Origin of the sequence: Streptomyces sp. NBC_01551, assembly GCF_026339935.1 — a bacterium.
Classification (GTDB): Bacteria; Actinomycetota; Actinomycetes; order Streptomycetales; family Streptomycetaceae; genus Streptomyces.
The window spans coordinates 5327769-5348022 of record NZ_JAPEPX010000001.1 but is presented as its reverse complement, the minus strand read 5'-3'; the positions used below and the strand labels follow the sequence as shown (position 1 = coordinate 5348022).

The 20254-nt window shown below is 72.3% G+C and carries 21 protein-coding genes; 18 read left to right on the top strand and 3 right to left on the bottom strand.

All coding sequences use genetic code 11. The annotated features are described in order from the left end of the window. Positions 1-9: 9 nt before the first annotated feature. On the top strand, positions 10-492 hold the full coding sequence (locus tag OG982_RS24195; RefSeq protein ID WP_266783384.1) for a DUF456 domain-containing protein: 483 nt from the start codon (positions 10-12) through the stop codon (positions 490-492). 71 nt (positions 493-563) lie between these two features. Further along, complete coding sequence (locus OG982_RS24190; protein WP_266783387.1) at positions 564-941, top strand: PPOX class F420-dependent oxidoreductase; 378 nt, start codon at positions 564-566, stop codon at positions 939-941. Between the two features lie 330 nt (positions 942-1271). Here OG982_RS24190 and rsgA read toward each other — a convergent pair whose 3' ends face one another. Both rsgA and OG982_RS24180 read right to left on the bottom strand, forming a co-directional pair. Beyond that, positions 1272-2426 (bottom strand): ribosome small subunit-dependent GTPase A, encoded by a 1155-nt coding sequence (gene rsgA, locus OG982_RS24185; RefSeq protein ID WP_266783389.1) that lies wholly within the window; start codon positions 2424-2426, stop codon positions 1272-1274. A gap of 263 nt (positions 2427-2689) precedes the next feature. Next, positions 2690-3805 carry a YihY/virulence factor BrkB family protein gene (locus OG982_RS24180; protein ID WP_266783391.1) on the bottom strand — a complete coding sequence of 372 codons (1116 nt, stop codon included), beginning with the start codon at positions 3803-3805 and terminating at the stop codon, positions 2690-2692. 17 nt (positions 3806-3822) lie between these two features. On the opposite strand from OG982_RS24180, the gene OG982_RS24175 reads away from it, so the two are divergent. The 15 genes from OG982_RS24175 (at position 3823) to OG982_RS24110 (ending at position 18209) form a co-directional block, all read left to right on the top strand. Next, positions 3823-5466 carry an acyl-CoA dehydrogenase family protein gene (locus OG982_RS24175; RefSeq protein ID WP_266783393.1) on the top strand — a complete coding sequence of 548 codons (1644 nt, stop codon included), beginning with the start codon at positions 3823-3825 and terminating at the stop codon, positions 5464-5466. Between the two features lie 342 nt (positions 5467-5808). Continuing rightward, positions 5809-7080, top strand: coding sequence for a GAF domain-containing protein (locus tag OG982_RS24170; RefSeq protein WP_266791742.1), 1272 nt, complete (start codon positions 5809-5811; stop codon positions 7078-7080). Positions 7081-7106: 26 nt separating this feature from the next. Beyond that, positions 7107-7670, top strand: a complete 564-nt coding sequence (locus OG982_RS24165) for a GNAT family N-acetyltransferase (RefSeq protein WP_266783395.1) — start codon at positions 7107-7109, stop codon at positions 7668-7670. 398 nt (positions 7671-8068) lie between these two features. Continuing rightward, complete coding sequence (locus OG982_RS31005; RefSeq protein WP_309550570.1) at positions 8069-8152, top strand: putative leader peptide; 84 nt, start codon at positions 8069-8071, stop codon at positions 8150-8152. Between the two features lie 227 nt (positions 8153-8379). Beyond that, complete coding sequence (locus tag OG982_RS24160) at positions 8380-10071, top strand: nitrite/sulfite reductase (protein WP_266783396.1); 1692 nt, start codon at positions 8380-8382, stop codon at positions 10069-10071. Continuing rightward, entirely contained in the window at positions 10068-10247 is a 180-nt protein-coding gene (locus OG982_RS24155) for a hypothetical protein (protein ID WP_266783397.1), read from the top strand. The genes OG982_RS24160 and OG982_RS24155 overlap by 4 nt, the downstream gene beginning before the upstream one ends. Continuing rightward, positions 10244-10966, top strand: coding sequence for a phosphoadenylyl-sulfate reductase (locus OG982_RS24150; protein WP_266783399.1), 723 nt, complete (start codon positions 10244-10246; stop codon positions 10964-10966). Before OG982_RS24155 ends, OG982_RS24150 begins: the two co-directional genes overlap by 4 nt. A 50-nt stretch (positions 10967-11016) precedes the next feature. Further along, a complete protein-coding gene (cysC, locus tag OG982_RS24145) occupies positions 11017-11562 on the top strand; it encodes an adenylyl-sulfate kinase (protein ID WP_266791744.1) in 546 nt (181 codons plus the stop codon). Then, a complete protein-coding gene (cysD, locus tag OG982_RS24140; RefSeq protein WP_266783401.1) occupies positions 11559-12497 on the top strand; it encodes a sulfate adenylyltransferase subunit CysD in 939 nt (312 codons plus the stop codon). The genes cysC and cysD overlap by 4 nt, the downstream gene beginning before the upstream one ends. 2 nt (positions 12498-12499) lie before the next feature. Continuing rightward, positions 12500-13840 (top strand): sulfate adenylyltransferase subunit 1, encoded by a 1341-nt coding sequence (locus OG982_RS24135; RefSeq protein ID WP_266783403.1) that lies wholly within the window; start codon positions 12500-12502, stop codon positions 13838-13840. Positions 13841-14058: 218 nt separating this feature from the next. Continuing rightward, the gene (locus OG982_RS24130; protein ID WP_266783405.1) at positions 14059-15183 is read left to right on the top strand and encodes an aliphatic sulfonate ABC transporter substrate-binding protein; all 1125 of its coding nucleotides are present in this window, start codon (positions 14059-14061) and stop codon (positions 15181-15183) included. Between the two features lie 34 nt (positions 15184-15217). After that, positions 15218-16012, top strand: a complete 795-nt coding sequence (locus tag OG982_RS24125) for an ABC transporter ATP-binding protein (RefSeq protein WP_266783407.1) — start codon at positions 15218-15220, stop codon at positions 16010-16012. Then, positions 15999-16895 (top strand): ABC transporter permease, encoded by an 897-nt coding sequence (locus OG982_RS24120; protein ID WP_266949243.1) that lies wholly within the window; start codon positions 15999-16001, stop codon positions 16893-16895. Before OG982_RS24125 ends, OG982_RS24120 begins: the two co-directional genes overlap by 14 nt. 5 nt (positions 16896-16900) lie before the next feature. Beyond that, positions 16901-17656 (top strand): sirohydrochlorin chelatase, encoded by a 756-nt coding sequence (locus tag OG982_RS24115; RefSeq protein ID WP_266783411.1) that lies wholly within the window; start codon positions 16901-16903, stop codon positions 17654-17656. A 112-nt stretch (positions 17657-17768) separates the two neighbouring features. Then, complete coding sequence (locus OG982_RS24110; RefSeq protein ID WP_266783413.1) at positions 17769-18209, top strand: hypothetical protein; 441 nt, start codon at positions 17769-17771, stop codon at positions 18207-18209. Positions 18210-18217: 8 nt separating this feature from the next. Here OG982_RS24110 and OG982_RS24105 read toward each other — a convergent pair whose 3' ends face one another. Continuing rightward, a complete protein-coding gene (locus tag OG982_RS24105; protein ID WP_266949241.1) occupies positions 18218-19219 on the bottom strand; it encodes a ketopantoate reductase family protein in 1002 nt (333 codons plus the stop codon). A 44-nt stretch (positions 19220-19263) separates the two neighbouring features. On the opposite strand from OG982_RS24105, the gene OG982_RS24100 reads away from it, so the two are divergent. Beyond that, positions 19264-20112 (top strand): aldo/keto reductase, encoded by an 849-nt coding sequence (locus tag OG982_RS24100; protein ID WP_266783417.1) that lies wholly within the window; start codon positions 19264-19266, stop codon positions 20110-20112. The last annotated feature ends 142 nt before the right edge of the window (positions 20113-20254 follow it).

Below are 20254 nucleotides of genomic sequence, written 5' to 3'. Positions count from 1 at the left end.
GCTGAGCAGATGGATCTGCCTCAGCTGCTCCTGGTGGGGCTGGTGCTGCTGCTCGGCGTGGTGGGGGTGATGGTGCCGGGCGTACCGGGGACGTGGCTGGTGTGGGCGGGGCTGCTGTGGTGGGCGCTGCACGAGCGGTCGTCGGTGGCGTGGACGCTGCTGGTCTCGGCGACGGCGCTGCTGCTGGTGGTCCAGGTGGTGAAGTGGCTGCTGCCGCCGCGACGGCTGCGGGGGGTGGGGGTGACCCGCCGGATGGCGGTGTACGCGGGTGTCGGTGCTTTGGCGGGTTTCGTGGTGCTGCCGGTGGTGGGCGCGGCGGCGGGGTTCGTGGGCGGCATCTACCTGTGCGAGCGACTGCGCCTGGGCGCCTCGGGCGAGGCGTGGGCCTCGGTGCGGGCGGTGATGCGGGCGGTGGGCACGAGCGTGCTGGTGGAGCTGTTCGCGTGCCTGATGGTCGCGGCGGCGTGGCTGGGAGCCGTACTGGCGACGTAGTGCCAAGGGCCTAGGCGCGGCTCGGCCGCGGGCCCGATGCGGGGGGCCTGCGGCGCTGCGAGGGTGGTCGTATGACGGAGTTCAAGGGTTTCAGCGAGGCCGAGCTGGCGTACCTCGGGTCGCAGCATCTGGGGCGGCTGGCGACGGTGGACGCGGCCGGGCAGCCGCAGGCGAACCCGGTGGGGTTCTTCCCGCAGGACGACGGGACGGTCCTGGTGGGCGGCCTGGCCATGGGCACGACGAAGAAGTGGCGCAACCTCCAGGGCAACCCGCGGCTCGCGCTGGTGGTGGACGACCTCGTGAGCACCCGCCCGTGGCGGGTCAGGGGCCTGGAGATCCGCGGCCGCGCCACGCTGGAAGTGGGCCCGCACACCCTGGGCCCGCACTTCAGCCCGGAGGTCATCCGCATCCACCCGGAAAAGGTCATCACCTGGGGCCTGAACACCTAACCCCACCCGATCCGCCGGACCACCCCCAGGCCCCGACCGCCTCAGCCCGTCCGCCCATCCCCGGGCCACCCGGCCGCCCCCAGCCCGCCCAACCGTCCCCGGGCCGCCCGGCCACCATCCAGCCCGCCCGGCGTTTGAGGACCGGGGGTCCGGGGGCCGGCCCCCCGGCAACGGCGCCGCACCGAACCCAGCACGCCCGGCCACCCCCAGCCCGTCCGGCGATTGAGGACCAGGGGTGCGGGGGCCGGCCCCCGGCAACGGGGCCGGGGGCCGGCGGTCAGTGACGCCGGCGCCCCGCCTCGCACGCCGGCGGAGCCGGATCGGTACGGGTCACGCCCGGCCGCTGCGCTTCGCCGCGTAATTGGCCCGGCCCTCCGCCGACTTCAGGCGCCAGTCCCTCCGGATCTCGGACCGCAGCCTCGCGTCCGTCTTGGCGACGATCCGCTGGTTCTCCCGCAGCAGCTTGCGGTAGCTCTCCAGCCGCCGCTCCGGCAGTGCCCCGGAGTCGACCGCCGCCAGCACCGCGCACCCCGGCTCGGCCTCGTGCGCGCAGTCGTGGAACCGGCACCGCGCGGCGTACTCCTCGATCTCCGAGAAGACCTGCCCGACCCCGGCCTCGGCGTCCCACAGGCCGACCCCCCGCAGCCCCGGCGTGTCGATCAGGACGCCCCCGCCGGGCAGCGCCAGCAGGTTGCGGGTGGTCGTGGTGTGGCGGCCCTTGCCGTCCACGTCACGCGTGGCCCGGACGTCCATGACCTCGGCGCCGAGCAACGCGTTCGCCAGCGTGGACTTGCCCGCGCCCGAGATGCCGAGCAGCACGCTCGTACCGCCTGCGACGACCGCCGCCAGCACGTCCGTGCCCTCCCCGGTGTGGGAGGAGACGGTGAGGACGTCGACGCCCGGCGCGGTGGTCTCCACGTCCTGGACCAGGTGCGCGAGCGTCACCGGGTCGGGGACGAGGTCCGCCTTGGTCAGGACGACCAGCGGCTGCGCGCCGGATTCCCAGGCGAGCGCCAGGAAGCGCTCGATGCGGCCCAGGTCCAGCTCGACGGCCAGGGAGACCGCGATGATCGCGTGGTCGACGTTGGCGGCCAGGATCTGCCCCTCGGAGCGCTGCGAGGAGGTGGACCGTACGAACGCGGTCCGGCGCGGCAGGTACGTCTTCACGTACCGGGGGTTGCCGACCGCCTCGACCGCCGCCCAGTCACCGGTGCAGATGACGCGGAGCGGGTCGTGCGGGGTGACGAAGGCGGTGTCGGCGCGGACGATGCCGTCCGCGGTCATGACGTCGCACTGGCCGCGGTCCACCCGTACCACCCGGCCGGGAACCAGGCCCTGCTCGGTGTACGGGGCGAACTCGGCCTCCCACGCCTCGTCCCAGCCGAACGGGGCCAGGGCGGGCGCGTACGCGGAGGACGAAGACGCGGAGGACGAAGACGCCGCAGACGAAGAGGAAGACGAAGACGGGAAAGAAGAGAAAGACAAGGGGAACCCTTCACAGGGTGGCCCCGGCAGCGCGCGCTCGGCGGCGCGCGAAGAGTTCTGGGATCAGCCGGAGACCACGGAAGTGACATTGATGGTCTTCTGGATGCGGGCAGCGCCCTGCGCAGTGACAGTCATCAACGAACTCACCTCCGGGTCATGCACGTGCCGTCAGTTCCCGCCGACCGGCGGGAACATGCTCACCGTACCAAGGGGCCTCGCGCGCCCGCCAACTCTTTTTCCGGCGGCTCGCGCGCGCCCCGGCCTCAGTGCTTGCGCAGGCGGGAGGAGTAGTCCTCCGGGGGAAGGAAGTTCGACCACCGTTCGGGGAACTCCGAGGGCATCCCGCCGTCCTCGTCGTCCTCCGACTCCCCTTCCGCGAGCGCCCGCCACGCGGCGGCCCGGGCCACCAGCTGGGCGGCCTCCGCCTCCCGGACCCGCTCGTTCGCCTCGCGCGCCGCGGCCGTGGCCACGGACGGCCAGACCCGGTCGATCGCGGCGTTCACGGCGGCGCCGACGAGCACGGCGAAGGCCGAGATGCCGATCCAGAGCAGCACGGCGACCGGCGCGGCCAGCGAGCCGTAGATCGTCGGCCCCTCCACGGTGTTGGTCAGGTAGATCCGCAGCAGGAACGAGCCGAGCACCCACATGGCGAGCGCCACGAGCGCGCCGGGGACGTCCTCGATCCACGGCGAGCGCACGGGCACGGACACGTGGTAGAGCGTGGTGAGGAAGGCGATGGACAGCAGGGTGACGGTCGGCCAGTACAGCACCGCGATCACTTCCGTGCTCCAGGGCACCAGCCGGACCACCGCGTCGGGGCCGGCGATCATCAGCGGCAGCACGATCGACCCGATCACCAGCGCGATCACGTACAGCAGGAAGGCCAGCAGCCGGGTCTTGACGATCCCGCGCTGCCCGTCGAGCCCGTACATGACGGTGATGGTGTCGATGAAGACGTTGACGGCGCGCGAGCCGGACCACAGGGCGAAGGCGAAGCCGAGGGAGATCAGGTCCGGGCGGCCGCGGCTGGTGACGTCGTCCAGCATCGGTTTCGCGATGTCGTTGACGCCCCGGTCGGACAGCACGGTGCCGACCGCGCCGAGGATGTTCTCCTCGATGCTGGCCACGAACGTGCCTCCGGTCCAGCCGTCCACGTACCCGAGCAGGCCCAGCAGGCCGAGGAAGAGCGGCGGCAGCGACAGGAGCGTGAAGAACGCCGCCTCGGCCGCCAGTCCGAGGATCCGGTACTCGATGCACGAATTGACGGTGTCTTTCAGCAGCAGCCAGGCCATTTTGCGCTTGGAGACGTTGCGGTAGAGGGCACGTGCCCGGTGGAGCCGCCCAGGGATCCGCTCGGGTGTTTCTTTTGCTGGCTGCACGTCCTTACGGTATCCGCATGGCAGCCACCACCCACACAGTCGGCAACCAGGCTCCGCCCCTGGTGGCGTACGACGTCTTCAGCGGCGACCGGGTCCTCACCGAGGGGGTGGAGCGGCACCTCGCGGACGCGCCCCCCGAACTCCTCGGCGCCGTACGGGACGAGCTCACCGTCCTCGGGCGTGCCGCGGGCTCGTCGCAGGCCCAGGAGTGGGCCCGGCAGGCGAACGAGAACCCTCCGAAACTCCTGACGCACGACCGCTACGGCAACCGGATCGACGAGGTCGAGTTCCACCCCGCCTGGCACCGGCTCCTCGGGAAGGCGGTCGGCGCCGGGCTCACCGACGCCTGGGGCCGGCCGGCCGGGCATCTGCGCCGCGCGGCGGGGTTCTTCGTCTGGTCGCAGGCCGAGGCTGGGCACGGCTGCCCCGTCTCGATGACGCACGCGGCGGTGCCGGCGCTGCGGGTGGATCCGGAGCTGGCCTCGGAGTGGGAGCCGCTGCTGACCTCGCACCTGTACGAGCGGGAGATGCGGCCGCCGGCCGCGAAGGCCGGCGTGCTGTTCGGCATGGGGATGACGGAGAAGCAGGGCGGCAGCGACGTACGGGCGAACACGACGGCGGCGGCGGCGCTGGACGCCCCCGGGGAGTACCTGCTGACGGGGCACAAGTGGTTCTGCTCGGCGCCGATGAGCGACGGGTTCCTGGTGCTCGCGCAGGCCCCGGGCGGGCTGACCTGCTTCCTGGTGCCCCGGGTGCTGCCGGACGGCTCGCGCAACGTCTTCGCGCTCCAGCGGCTGAAGGACAAGCTGGGCAACCGCTCGAACGCGTCGGCCGAGGTGGAGTTCGACCGGACGTGGGCCCGCCGGGTGGGCGAGGAGGGCCGGGGGGTGCGGACCATCATCGGGATGGTCGCGGCGACCCGGCTGGACTGCACGATCGGTTCGGCCGCGCAGATGCGTCAGGCGCTGACGCAGGCCGTGCACCACGCGGAGCACCGCTCTGCTTTCGGAGCACCGCTCATCGAGCAGCCCCTGATGCGCAACGTGCTGGCCGATCTCGCCCTGGAGTCGGAGGCGGCGACGGTGCTGTCGCTGCGGCTCGCGGCGGCCTACGACGCGGACACCGACCAGGAGCGGGCCTTCCTGCGCATCGCGGTGCCCGCCGCGAAGTACTGGGTGACCAAGCGCTGTACGCCGATGGTCGCCGAGGCCCTGGAGTGTCTGGGCGGGAACGGCTACGTCGAGGAGTCGGGGCTGCCCAGACTCCTGCGGGAATCCCCGCTGAACTCCATCTGGGAGGGCTCGGGCAACGTGCAGGCGCTGGACGTGCTGCGGGCGCTCCAGCGGGAGCCGCTGGCGCTGAACGCGTTCCTACAGGAGGTCGGGCTGGCGCGCGGCGCCGATCACCGGCTCGATTCGGCCATCAAGGACCTGCTGACGGAGCTCGCGGACCTGGAGGGGATTCAGGCCAGGGCCCGCCGGGTCGTGGAGCGGATGGCCCTGGTGCTACAGGGGTCGCTGTTGGTCCGCTGGGCCCCGCCGGCGGTCGCGGACGCGTTCTGCGCGTCGCGGCTGGGCCATGACTGGGGCTCCGCGTTCGGGACGCTGCCGCACAGCCTGGACCTGGGCGCGGTGGTGGAACGGGCGCGGATCACGGGTTGAGGAGTGGTCCCCAAACCGCCCCCGGCCGGGATCCGGGCCCGTTGACCGGAGATCGGGGGCGGCGCCGCGCCGACTCGGCACCACCCCTGATCCGTTGAGCCCCGAGGAAGGAGCCGTCACGCCGCTCTGCGACGTCCGGACAGTCTCGGTCGGGTGACCGGGGCTTGGCGAGAGTTGCGTACCGTTGCAACCCTTCGAGTCGGAGCCCCCGTCGCGCGCGCCAGGGGAAGCGGCACGCGCGGACCGTCCGGGGGGGGCTTCGGCAGCACGTCTGTTTCACACGGGGAGGTTCCGGTGGGCGACACCGCAGTCAGCACGATCGACGTGGCGCGCATTTCGGCCATGGACGCGCGGGAGGCCACGCGTCTGCTCAAGGGAGTAAGGGCCGCCGCGCTGGCCGGGAACCGTCCCCCGGCCTCCCCGCGCCCGGAGATCGCGGAATCCTGGCGCCGGATGCTGGCCGGCGGGGTGCACCCGGACCGGGACGCGCGCTCGCGGATGCTGTCCGCCGCCGAGACGGAGGAGCGGCGCCGGCTCTCGCCGCTGCGGGAGCTGCTGCCGGTGCTGCGCGAAGGGCTGCTGCCCGCGCTGGACGGGGCCCTGCACATCATGGTCGTCGCCGACGCGGACGGGCGGCTGCTGTGGCGGGAGGGGCACTCCTCGATCCTGCGGAAGGCGGACCGGCTGGGGTTCGCGGTGGGCGCCGACTGGGACGAGGCCGTGGTCGGCACGAACGGCGTGGGGACCGCGCTGGTGGCCCGGCGGCCGGTGCAGGTGTTCTCGGCGGAGCACTTCGTCTCCAGCCACCACGACTGGACGTGCGCGGGGGCCCCGCTGCGGGACCCGCGCGACGGTCGGCTGCTGGGGGTGGTGGACGTCAGCGGGCCGCTGGCCACCATGCACCCGGCGACGCTGGCGTGGGTGAGCTCGGTGGCCCGGCTCGCGGAGCGGGAGCTGCGGGTGCGGCACCTGGAGTCGCTGGAGCGGCTGCGCGCGGTGGCGGCCCCGATGCTGGCCCGGCTGGCCGGGCGGGCGCTGGCGGTGGACGCGAACGGCTGGACGGCCGCGGTGACGGGGCTGGCGCCGCAGGAGCGCTACCCGCTCCCCAAGCGCTTCGGGCCGGGCCGGGTGTGGGTGCCGCAGCTCGGGGACTGCGTGGTGGAGGCGCTGCCGGGGGGCTGGCTGCTGCGGGTGACGGAGTCCCGTACGGACGCGCCGGCGAGCCGTGTCGTACTGGACCTCAGCCGGCCCCGGTCCTGGTCGGTGGCGGTGTACGGGGCCGCGGGCAGCTGGTCGCAGGAGCTGAGCCCGCGCCACGCGGAGCTGCTGTTCCTGCTGGCGGAGTCGCCGCGCGGGCGCTCCGCGGCGCAGCTGTCGGCGGAGCTCTTCGGGGACCCCACGCGTACGGTGACGGTCCGCGCGGAGCTGTCGCGGGTACGCCGGCACCTGGCGGGGGTGCTGACCCACCGGCCGTACCGCTTCGCGGAGGACGTGGAGGTGGAGCTGATCCGCCCGCAGGACCCGGCCGAGCTGCTCCCGCACTCGACGGCCCCGGCGGTTGCCAGGGCCCGCCTGGGCGGCCGCCCGGGGCCGTGGGGGCCCGCCCGGCGCTGACCGGGGGATGTGATTCCCTGGCGTGCATGAGCACCGTCACCCTGACCACGTGGTCCCTGGACATGACCTCCGTGCGGGACCTGGTCCCGGCCGTCACGCCCGGACCGGAGATCCACATCGCCCGGGCGGAGGTCCCGTCCCCCGAGTTCAGCCGCTTCCTGTACGCGTCGGTGGGCGGGGACATCCACTGGACGGACCGGCTGTCGCTGACGCGCGCGCAGTGGGTGGAGCAGCTGGGGCGGCCCGGCGTGGAGACGTGGGTCGCGTACGACCGCGGCACCCCGGCGGGCTACGTGGAGCTCGACCCGCAGCCGGACGGCGTCGTCGAGATCATGTACTTCGGCCTGCTGCCGGAGTTCCGCGGCCGCCGCATCGGCGGCCACCTGCTGTCGGTGGGCGTCGCCCGCGCCTGGGACCTGGCCACCCGCTGGCCGCGGCTGGAGCCGACCCGCCGCGTCTGGGTCCACACCTGCAGCCAGGACGGCCCGACGGCGATGGACAACTACCTCCGCCGCGGCTTCAAGGTCTTCAAGACGGAAACGGAAGAAAAGGAATCCACCCCCACCCCGGGCCCCTGGCCGGGCGCGTGACGCACCGCGCACGGCCGGCCCCGCCGCCGCGGGGTGGTGCGTGTGCGGCGTGGCCGCGGGACGGCGCGGGCCCGCGGTCCGCATGCCGGAGCCCCGCCGAACGAGGCGAGGCGCATGAGCACCACACCCCCCGCCGCCCTGCCCGGCACCCCTGACCCGGACGGCCAAGCCGCAATCGCCGCCGCGCCCCGGGCAACGCCCTGGAGAGGCGCTGGCGGGAGGGGCCCGATGCGGCCGGGGTCGCGTCGGCGCCCGGTCGGCGCGAACGGGCCGACAGCGGCCGGATTGCGCCCCTTCGCCGCGTGACCCCCGTCACGCGGTCCCACGATCCGGGACGAGTTCGTCCGGATTGTGGACAGTAGTGGACTCCTCCAATCGGCACATGACACGCTTCCGCCATGAATGGAGCTGGAATTGCCTTGGTGAGTCGGCGGCACGTCGACCTCGGCCGCATGTCCAGCGCCATCTGTCCGGCGAGCTGACGGAACCAGCCAACGCCGCACATCGACGTAGTCCCCGCCGCTGCGGACTCGTCGGTCACCCGAAGTACCCGCAAGTCCCCTGAAGGCCGAACACCGCCCTGACCACCGGAAACACCGGCAATGGGCGGCGATCCGCCACACCTGCTCAGCGGCAGGACCGATCACGGGGGCACTCGCCGCCGCTCCCCCCGCCCTTGCCCCGAGCCGCCGAAGAAGGATGTACCGCCATGGCCGCCACCCCCGAAACGCCCGCCGCCGCGCGCCGTAAGCCCGGCCGTCACCGCGGCGAGGGCCAGTGGGCCGTCGGACACCACACCCCCCTCAACGGCAACGAGCAGTTCAAGAAGGACGACGACGGTCTCAACGTGCGGACACGCATTGAGACGATCTACTCCAAGACGGGCTTCGACTCGATCGACCCCAACGACCTGCGCGGCCGCATGCGCTGGTGGGGCCTCTACACCCAGCGCAAGCCCGGGATCGACGGCGGCAAGACCGCGATCCTGGAGCCGGAGGAGCTGGACGACAAGTACTTCATGCTGCGCGTCCGCATCGACGGCGGCCGGCTGACCACCGAGCAGCTCCGCGTCATCGGCGAGATCTCCGAGGAGTTCGCGCGCGGCACGGCGGACCTCACCGACCGCCAGAACGTCCAGTACCACTGGATCCGCATCGAGGACGTCCCGGAGATCTGGCGCCGTCTGGAGGCCGTCGGCCTCTCGACCACCGAGGCATGCGGTGACACGCCCCGCGTGATCCTCGGCTCGCCCGTCGCCGGCATCGCCCGGGACGAGATCATCGACGGCACGCCCGCCATCGAGGAGATCTACCGCCGCATCGTGGGCAACCCGGACTTCTCCAACCTGCCCCGCAAGTTCAAGTCCGCGGTCTCCGGCTCGCCGCTGCTCGACGTGGCGCACGAGATCAACGACATCGCCTTCGTCGGCGTGAACCACCCCGAGCACGGCCCCGGCTTCGACGTCTGGGTCGGCGGCGGGCTCTCCACCAACCCCAAGCTCGGCGTGCGCCTGGGCACCTGGGTCTCGCTCGACGAGGTTCCCGACGTCTACGAGGGCGTCATCTCGATCTTCCGCGACTACGGCTACCGCCGCCTGCGCACCCGCGCCCGCCTGAAGTTCCTCGTCGCGGACTGGGGCCCGGCCAAGTTCCGCCAGGTGCTGGAGGACGAGTACCTGAAGCGCAAGCTGACCGACGGCCCCGCGCCCGAGCAGCCCAGCGGCCAGTGGCGCGACCACGTCGGCGTGCACCAGCAGCAGGACGGCCGCTTCTACGTCGGCTTCGCGCCCCGCGTCGGCCGCGTCGACGGCGCGACCCTGACGAAGATCGCGGACGTCGCCGAGCAGCACGGCTCCGGCCGGCTGCGCACCACCGCCGAGCAGAAGATGATCGTCCTCGACATCGAGGCGGACAAGGTCGACTCCGTCGTGGAGGCCCTGGAGGCGCTGGACCTGCGGGTCAAGCCGTCCCCGTTCCGCCGCGGCACGATGGCCTGCACCGGCATCGAGTTCTGCAAGCTGGCCATCGTCGAGACGAAGGCGCGCGGCGCCTCGCTGATCGACGAGCTGGAGCGCCGCCTGCCGGAGTTCGCCGAGCCGCTCACCATCAACATCAACGGCTGCCCGAACGCCTGCGCCCGCATCCAGGTCGCGGACATCGGCCTCAAGGGCCAGCTGGTCCTGGACGACGACGGCAACCAGGTCGAGGGCTACCAGGTCCACCTGGGCGGCGCGCTCGGCCTGGAGGCCGGCTTCGGCCGCAAGGTCCGCGGCCTCAAGGTCACCTCGGCCGGTCTGCCCGACTACGTCGAGCGGGTCGTCACGCGCTTCCAGGAGCAGCGCGGCGACGGCGAGCGCTTCGCCGCCTGGGTGACCCGTGCGAAGGACGAGGACCTCTCGTGAGCGAGCGCGCGGCCCCCTTCTACTGCCCGTACTGCGGTGACGAGGACCTGTTCCCGAACGAGACGGGTCACGGCGCCTGGGAATGCAGGGCCTGCAACCGAGCCTTCCAGCTGAAGTACCTCGGGCTGCTGTCCCGGGGTGTTCAGTCCAATGCCGCTGGAGGGGAAGAGATATGACGACGAGTCAGGCAGTGCGGACGCCCGGTCTCGAAGGACGCGACCTCAAGGAACTGGCCGAGCGGGCGGGCCGGGAGCTGGAGGACGCCTCCGCGCTGGAGATCCTGCGCTGGGCGGCCGACACGTTCGGCGGCAAGTTCGCCGTGACCTCCTCCATGGAGGACGCGGTCGTCGCCCACCTGGCCTCCCGCGTCTTCCCCGGCGTCGACGTGGTCTTCCTCGACACGGGCTACCACTTCGAGGAGACCATCGGCACCCGTGACGCGGTCGAGGCCGTGATGGACGTCAACGTCATCACCCTCACCCCGCGCCAGTCGGTGGCCGAGCAGGACGCTCAGTACGGCCCGAAGCTGCACGACCGCGACCCCGACCTGTGCTGCGCGCTGCGCAAGGTCAAGCCGCTGGAGGAGGGCCTGAGCGCGTACGAGGCGTGGGCGACGGGTCTGCGCCGCGACGAGTCCCCGACCCGGGCGAACACCCCGGTGGTCGGCTGGGACGAGAAGCGGCAGAAGGTCAAGATCTCGCCGATCGCCCGCTGGACGCAGGACGACGTGGACGCGTACGTCACCGAGCACGGCGTCCTCACCAACCCGCTGCTGATGGACGGTTACGCCTCCGTCGGCTGCGCGCCCTGCACCCGCCGCGTGGCGGAGGGCGAGGACGCACGGGCCGGCCGGTGGGCCGGGCGCGCGAAGACCGAGTGCGGACTGCACGGCTGATGACCGATCCCGAAGCACCGACCCTCACCGACCCGACGGAGACGAAAACGATGAGCGTGAGCGACCAGGGCGCCACCGTGTGGCTGACCGGGCTGCCGAGCGCGGGCAAGACCACCATCGCCTACGCGCTGGCCGAGCGGCTGCGCGCCGAGGGCCACCGCGTGGAGGTCCTCGACGGCGACGAGATCCGCGAGTTCCTCTCCGCCGGCCTGGGCTTCAGCCGGGAGGACCGGCACACCAATGTGCAGCGGATCGGCTTCGTCGCCGAACTGCTCGCGAGCAACGGCGTCAAGGCGCTGGTGCCGGTCATCGCGCCGTTCGCGGACAGCCGCGAGGCCGTCCGCAAGCGGCATGCCGCCGAGGGCACCGCGTACCTGGAGGTCCACGTGGCCACCCCGGTCGAGGTGTGCTCGGAGCGTGACGTGAAGGGCCTGTACGCCAAGCAGGCGGCGGGCGAGATCTCCGGTCTGACCGGGGTCGACGACCCGTACGAGGCGCCGGAGTCCCCGGACCTGCGTATCGAGTCGCACACGCAGTCCGTTCAGGAGTCGGCCTCGGCCCTGCACGCACTGCTCACCGAGAGGGGTCTGGCATGACCGCCACCGTCGCACACGTCCACGAAGGGACGGACGCGCCCTACGCTCTGTCGCACCTCGACGCCCTCGAATCGGAGGCCGTGCACATCTTCCGCGAGGTGGCGGGCGAGTTCGAGAAGCCGGTGATCCTGTTCTCCGGCGGCAAGGACTCCATCGTCATGCTGCACCTGGCGCTGAAGGCGTTCGCGCCGGCTCCGGTGCCTTTCACGCTGCTGCACGTCGACACCGGGCACAACTTCCCCGAGGTCCTCGACTACCGCGACCGGGCCGTGGCGAAGCACAACCTGCGTCTGCACGTGGCCTCCGTCCAGGAGTACATCGACGCCGGCAAGCTCCGCGAGCGCCCGGACGGCGTCCGCAACCCGCTGCAGACCGTCCCCCTCACGGAGGCGATCCAGCAGCTCAGGTTCGACGCCGTCTTCGGCGGCGGCCGCCGCGACGAGGAGAAGGCCCGCGCCAAGGAGCGCGTCTTCTCCCTGCGCGACGAGTTCTCCCAGTGGGACCCGCGCCGCCAGCGCCCCGAGCTGTGGCAGCTCTACAACGGCCGCCACGCGCCGGGCGAGCACGTGCGCGTCTTCCCGCTCTCCAACTGGACCGAGCTGGACGTCTGGCAGTACATCGCCCGCGAGGGCATCGAGCTCCCGGAGATCTACTTCGCCCACGAGCGCGAGGTATTCCAGCGCAACGGGATGTGGCTGACGGCGGGCGAGTGGGGCGGTCCGAACGAGGGCGAGACGAGTGAGACTCGTCTGATCCGCTACCGCACCGTGGGAGACATGTCCTGCACCGGCGCCGTCGACTCCGACGCGGCCACGCTGGACGCAGTGATCACCGAGATCGCCGCCTCCCGGCTCACCGAGCGGGGCGCGACGCGTGCCGACGACAAGATGTCCGAGGCCGCGATGGAAGACCGCAAGCGCGAAGGGTACTTCTAGACATGACGAGCACCACCGAGCAGTTCGCCGACCTGTCGGCGACCACGCTGCTGCGCTTCGCGACCGCCGGTTCCGTCGACGACGGCAAGTCCACCCTGGTCGGGCGCCTGCTGCACGACTCCAAGTCGGTCCTGACGGACCAGCTGGAGGCCGTCGAGGCGGTGTCGGCCCAGCGCGGCCAGGACACCCCCGACCTGGCGCTGCTCACCGACGGCCTGCGCGCCGAGCGGGAGCAGGGCATCACCATCGACGTCGCGTACCGCTACTTCGCCACCGCGCGCCGCCGGTTCATCCTCGCGGACACCCCGGGGCACGTGCAGTACACCCGCAACATGGTCACCGGCGCCTCCACCGCCGACCTGGCCGTGGTCCTCGTCGACGCCCGCAACGGCGTGATCGAGCAGACCCGCCGGCACGCCGCCGTCGCCGCGCTGCTGCGGGTGCCGCACGTGGTGCTGGCCGTCAACAAGATGGACCTGGTGGGCTACGAGGAGGCGGTCTTCGCGAAGATCGCCGAGGAGTTCACCGCGTACGCCTCGGACCTGGGCGTCCCGGAGATCACCGCGATCCCGATCTCGGCCCTGGCCGGGGACAACGTGGTCGAGCCGTCCGCGCACATGGACTGGTACGGCGGCCCGACGGTGCTGGAGCACCTGGAGACGGTCCCGGTCAGCCACGACCTCACCGCCTGCCCGGCGCGTTTCCCGGTGCAGTACGTGATCCGTCCGCAGACCGCCGAGCACCCCGACTACCGCGGCTACGCGGGCCAGATCGCCTCCGGCGTGCTGCGCGTCGGCGAGGCCGTCACCGTGCTTCCCTCGGGCCGTACCTCGGTGATCGAGGGGATCGACGCGCTCGGCGAGAGCGTGGACATCGCCTGGGCCCCGCAGTCGGTGACGCTGCGGCTGGCGGACGACATCGACATCTCGCGCGGCGACCTGATCGCACCGTCGTCGAACCCGCCGGCCACCACGCAGGACGTCGTCGCGACGGTCTGCCACGTGGCGGACCAGCCGCTCGCCGTGGGCGCCCGGGTGCTGCTCAAGCACACGACGCGCACGGTCAAGGCGATCGTCAAGGAGATCCCCTCGCGGCTGACCCTGGACGACCTGTCCCAGCACCCGGACCCCGGGCAGCTGGTGGCCAACGACATCGGCCGCGTGGTCGTCCGTACCGCCGAGCCGCTCGCGCTCGACGCGTATGCCGACTCGCGCCGTACCGGGTCCTTCCTGCTGATCGACCCCGCCGACGGCACCACCCTGGCGGCCGGCATGGCGGGCGAGTCCTTCGCCTCCCAGGCGCGGACGGTCACCCCGGCGGACGAAGAAGGGTGGGACTTCTAACCCATGCCCTCCGACATCTACTCCACCTTCGCGAAGGAGGGCGGCCGCGTAGGCAGCGGCGCCCTCGGCAGCGGCCAGGGAGGGGTTGCGCGATGTGCGCGATGACGTACGCGCACTGCCCGCGCGCCCGCACCCCCCACGAGCCGTACCCGCCCTCGCTCCACAGACGAAGACAGACGACACGCGTCATGAGCTGACGCTACGAGAGGAAGCCCTCCGTGCCTGCCAACAGCAACACCCGCAAGTCCGCACACCGCGGTCTCGCCGCCGCTGCCGCCGTTCCGCTGCTGATCGGCGCGCTCGCCTCGTGCGGCTACGGCTCGGAGGCGAAGCAGGACGACACGAAGCCGGCCGCCGCCTCCGCCGGCGGCAAGAAGCTGTCCGCCTCCGAGGTGCGTATCGGGTACTTCCCGAACCTGACGCACGCGACCGCGCTGGTCGGTATCCAGGAGGGCCTCATCGCCAAGGAGCTGGGCTCCACCGCGATCAAGGCGCAGACGTTCAACGCCGGCCCGTCCGAGATCGAGGCCCTCAACGGGGGCTCTCTCGACATCGGTTTCATCGGCCCCTCGCCCTCGATCAACGGCTACGTGAAGTCCAAGGGCTCCAACCTGCGGATCGTCTCCGGGTCCGCCTCCGGCGGCGTCAAGCTCGTCGTGAACCCGGACAAGATCAAGACCCTGGACGACGTCAAGGGCAAGAAGATCGCCACCCCGCAGAAGGGGAACACCCAGGACGTCGCGTTCCTCAACTGGATCTCCGAGAAGGGCTGGAAGGTCGACCCGGAGTCCGGCAAGGGTGACGTCTCCGTCGTCCGCACGGACAACAAGGTCACCCCGGACGCCTTCAAGCAGGGCTCCATCGACGGCGCCTGGGTGCCCGAGCCCACCGCCTCCAAGCTCGTCTCCGACGGCGGCAAGGTCCTCCTCGACGAGACCGACCTGTGGCCCGACAAGAAGTTCGTCATCACCAACGTCATCGTGTCGCAGAAGTTCCTCAAGGAGCACCCCGACGTCGTGGAGGCCGTGCTGAGCGGCACGGTGAAGACCAACGAGTGGATCAACGCGAACCCGGACAAGGCCAAGGCCTCGGCGAACGCGGCGCTCAAGACCCTCAGCGGCAAGGAACTCGACGCCAAGGTCATCGACCCGGCCTGGCCGAGCATCGCGATCACCGACGACCCGCTCGCCGCGACGCTGAAGACCCAGTCCGAGTGGGCCGTCAAGGCCAAGCTCATCGAGCAGCCCGAACTCGCCGGGATCTACGACCTGACGCTCCTGAACAAGGTGCTCAAGGCCGCGGGCAAGCCCGAGGTCTCCGACGCCGGTCTCGGCGCCAAGTAAGTCCGCAGTCCAGCAACCCCAGGAGGTGACGACCATGGCCACCACGCTCGCCAAGGCCGCCGAGGGCCCCGTAGCGCAGCTGACGCACGCCGCGCGGATCGAGCACGTCTCGAAGTCCTTCTCCGGCCCGGCCGGATCGCAGCTCGTCCTGGACGACATCAGCCTCGATGTCGCTCCCGGCGAGTTCGTCACCATCCTGGGGGCCTCGGGGTGCGGCAAGTCCACCCTGCTCAACCTGGTCGCCGGCCTCGACAAGCCGTCCGCCGGCGCCATCGAGACGCCCGGCGGCCGCCCGGCCCTGATGTTCCAGGAACACGCCCTCTTCCCCTGGCTCACCGCGGGCAAGAACATCGAACTCGCCCTGCGCCTGCGCAAGGTGGCCAAGAGCGAACGCAAGGCGGAGGCCGAACGGCTGCTGGAGCTGGTCCGGCTCGGCGGCGCCTACGGCAAGCGGGTGCACGAGCTGTCCGGCGGCATGCGCCAGCGCGTGGCCCTGGCCCGCGCGCTCGCCCAGGACAGCCGGCTCCTGCTGATGGACGAGCCCTTCGCGGCCCTGGACGCCATCACCCGCGACGTCCTGCACGGCGAACTCACCCGCATCTGGGCCGAGAACGGGCTCTCCGTCCTGTTCGTCACCCACAACGTGCGCGAGGCCGTGCGCCTGGCCCAGCGCGTGGTCCTGCTCTCCTCCCGCCCCGGCCGGATCGCCAAGCAATGGAGCGTGGACATCCCCCAGCCCCGCCGCATCGAGGACGCCGACGTCGCCGAGCTGTCCCTTGAGATCACCGAACACCTGCGTGGGGAGATCCGCCGCCATGGCCAGCACTGACACCACCCCCAAGGCCGACGGCAGGCACGAGGACCTCGCCGGCCTCGAAGCCGGCCTCGACGCCCTCGACGCGGTCACCACCCACCGCACCCCCCTGCGCGAGGTCCTCCTCAAAAAGGCCCTCCCGCCCCTCCTCGCCGTCACCCTCGTCCTGCTCGTGTGGCAGATCCTCGTCACCGCCAACGTCACCGACGAGACGAAACTCCCCGCCCTGTCCGCAGTATGGGCGAGCCTCGCCGACATGTGGGTCAAGGGCACCCTGCTGGACGTCGTCTGGACCAGCGTCTCGCGCGGCCTGCTCGGCTTCCTCCTCGCCCTCGCCATCGGCACCCCCCTCGGCCTGATCGTCGCCCGCGTCAAATTCGTCCGCGCCGCGATCGGCCCCATCCTGCAAGGCCTGCAATCCCTGCCCTCCGTCGCCTGGGTACCCCCCGCCGTCCTCTGGTTCGGCCTCAACGACGCCATGATGTACACCGTCATCCTGCTCGGCGCGGTCCCCTCCATCGCCAACGGCCTCGTCTCCGGCATCGACCAGATCCCACCCCTCCACCTCCGCGCCGGCCGCACCCTGGGCGCCACCGGACTGCGCGGCGCCCGCCACATCGTCATGCCCGCCGCCCTCCCCGGCTACCTCGCCGGCCTCAAGCAGGGCTGGGCCTTCTCCTGGCGCTCCCTCATGGCCGCCGAGATCATCGCCTCCTCCCCCGACCTCGGCCTCGGCCTCGGCCAGCTCCTGGAAAACGGCCGCAACAACATCGACCTGCCCGGCGTGTTCCTCGCGATCATCCTCATCCTGGTCGTCGGCATCGCCATCGACCTCCTCATCTTCAGCCCCCTCGAACGCCGGGTCCTGCGCAGCCGCGGCCTGCTGGTCAAGAGCTGAGTCCCGTGTACAGCGCACCCGCCCTGCTCGTCATCGCCCACGGCAGCCGCGACCCGCGGCACGCGGCGACCGTGCACGCCCTCACCCGGCGCGTGCGGGCGCTGCGGCCGGGGCTGCGCGTGGAGACCGCGTACCTGGACTTCAACGCGCCGCGCGTCGACCAGGTGCTCGCCGCCCTGTACGCCGACGGGGTCCGCGACGTCGTCGCCCTGCCGCTGCTGCTGACCCGGGCCTTCCACGCGAAGGCCGACATCCCGGCGGCGCTGTCCGAGGCGACGGTCCGGCACCCGGGACTCGCGGTGCGGGTGGCCGAGGTCCTCGGGCCGTCCCCGCTGCTCGTCTCGGCCCTTGAGCGCCGGCTGTCCGAGGCCGGCCTCGTCCCGGCGGACCGCGCCACCACCGGTGTGGTGCTCGCGTCCGCCGGTTCCACAGACCCGGAGGCGATCGCAGTGATCGCTGAAATCGCGCGGGAGTGGCGGCACACCGGTTGGTGCGCCGTGCGGCCTGCGTTCGCCTCCGCTTCCCTGCCCCGCACGGAGGATGCCGTACGGGCGCTGCGCGCCGAGGGGGTCCGGCGGATCGCGGTGGCCCCGTACGTCATCGCACCGGGACGGCTGCCGGACCGCATCGCGGCGGGCGCGGCGGCCGGCGGCGCGGACATCGTGGCCGACGTCCTGGGCGCGGCCCCGGAACTGGCCCGCCTGCTGCTGCGCCGCTTCGACGCGGCCTCGCTCGGTGTGCCGCTCCTCGCCGCGGCCTGATTCTCGTTCGGGTGAATCCAGGGCTCGGAGTCGTGGATCACGGGTAGTCCAGCCGCGAGGTTCCGTGCATGACGCAACGGAATCGATCGTTCTGGCCGCCCCTGGAGGGCTCATGTCCGTTTCACGCCGTACGCGCAAGCTCCTCTCCACGTCCGTCGCCGCCCTGATCCTGTCCGTCGCGGGGGCGGGCCTGACCGCCCCCGCGAACGCCGCCGTCTCCGGCGCGCCGAGTGCGGTGCGGGAGGCCCGGGTGGCGGCATTCAACGCCAGTGGGGTCTGGACCATCTACCAGAGCAACGCCACCGTGCGGGTGGACCTGCGCCAGGACGGCAACGGGCACCTCTACGGATCCACGTCGTCCGGAAACACCGTGGGGACCCTGCAGGAAGGCTCCGTCGACGGGGAGAAGATCTTCTTCGTCGTCCAGTGGAACCACGGACCCAAGGGCCGCTACACGGGCTCCCTCGGCCCGGACCGCCGACTCTCCGGCACCACCTTCGACATGAACAACCCGTCCAGCCAGGCGACCTGGCGCAGCGACCGCACGTTCTGACGCCAGGCCTAGGCCCTGGCCGCCGCTTCGTCGGCCAGGGCCGTCAGGTCGTCGATGCTCATCGCGCCCGGCGGGAGGCCTTCGCGGGCGAAGATGTTCGCCGCGTGGCGGAGGGTGTCGTTCACCGGGGTCGCCACCCCGTGCAACCGGCCCAGCAGCGCGATCTCGCCGTTGAGGTAGTCCGCCTCGATCGAGCCGGTGCCCCGGCGCAGGGACTGCCAGGAGGAGCCGCCGCGTACTCCCGGTGGCTGTTCGACCTTGCCGTCGCGCGCGGCCGACTGCTCGGCCTCCGAGGCGTACGCGATCCCGGCGGCGTCGAACGCCGCCTTCGCCTCGCGGATCGCGCGGAGCAGCAGCGCGCCCTTGGCCGGGTCCGGCTCGGGCCCGGTCGTCGCCTGGATCGCGTTGCCGAGGTTGCCCAGCAGCTTCGCGTGCTTCCACCGCATCACGTCCTCGACGACCGGCGCCTCGAACCCGGACTTCTCCAGGTCGGCCGCGACCCGCCGCGCCGTCGCGTCACTCCCGCCGGCCGCGCGGCCGAGGTGCAGGATGCCCGTCAGCGGAGCGCACAGCGCCGAGACGACCCCCGGCTCCAGGAACGTGGACGGCAGCCAGACGCAGACCCCGTACACCCGGGCGAAGCGCCGCAGGGCGAGGCGTTCGCTCTCCACCCCGTTCTGCGCGCACAGCACGGGCAGCCGCTGCGCCGCCGTGCCGCCGCCCGCGACCTCGGCGTCGCCCCACGCGTCGAGCGCGGCGATCGCGTCCTGGGTCTTGACGGCCAGCAGCAGCACGTCGTCAGGCCGCAGTTCGCCCAGTTCCGCGGGGCCGCCGGCCACCGGCAGCCGGTGCACCCGCTCCCCGTCCGCCGTCGTGAGCCGCAGCCCGTCCGCCCGCAAGGCCTCCGCGTGCGCGCCGCGCGCGACGAGGACGACCTCCCGGCCCGATTCCGCGAGCCGCCCGCCGATGGTCGCGCCGATCGCCCCGGCGCCGATGATGATGTAACGCATGCCCCGAGCCTGGCACATCCCGCCCGGTGCGTTACCGTCGGGCCATGGCGGATTCGGGGTTCGACATCGGTGGGGACCTGCCCGTGCGGCGGCTCGGACTCGGTACGGGTGGACTGGTCGGCCCCGGCTACTGGGGCCCGCGCGGCGGTCGGCCCGAAGCGCGGGCGCTGCTGCGCGAGGCGGTGGCGCGCGGGGTCACCCTCATCGACACGGCCGACAACTACGGCCCCCACCTGGCGGAAGAGCTGATCGCGGAGGCCCTGTACCCGTACGCCGACGGGCTCGTGATCGCCACCAAGGGCGGCGTGGTCCGCACCGGCCCCGACCAGTGGCACGTCGACGGGCGCCCGGAGCGGTTGCGGGCCATGTGCGAGGCGAGTCTGCGGCGGCTGCGCGTGGACCGCATCGGCCTCTACCAGCTGCACCGCTTCGACCCGGCGGTCCCGATGGCCGAACAGCTGGGCGCGCTGGCCGAGTTGCGGGCCGAGGGGAAGATCCGGCACATCGGCCTGGACACCGTCACCGCCGAACAGCTGCGGCAGGCCCTGGAGTCGGTCCCGGTCGCCTCGGTGCAGAACCCGTACAACCTGCTGGAGCGGACCTCCGCCGAGGTGCTGGCGCTGTGCGAGGAGCGCGGGATCGCCTTCCTCCCGTACTACCCGCTGGGCAGCGGCGCGCTGACCCGGGAGAGCGCGGCGGCCGTCACCGCCGTGGCCGCCGAGCACGGGGCGGGGCCGGGGCAGATCGCGCTGGCCTGGCTGCTGCGGCACTCGCCGGTCCTGTGCCCCACTCCGGGGACGGGGTCCCTCGTCCACCTGGCGGAGAACCTGGACGCGGCGGCGATCCGCCTCACGCCGCGGGAACTCGCCCTGCTCGACGCGCTCGCCGGGTAGTTCAGCGGTCCACTACCGCGGGGCCCGCCTCCCGGAGGCAGCGGCGCGGGTTCGCTCGTAGGCTGGAAACGCACGCACAGAGCGGGGAGCACCAGCCTGCCCGTGTCGATTCGGCGGCCTCGGGGGCGGCATCTTCCGGCGG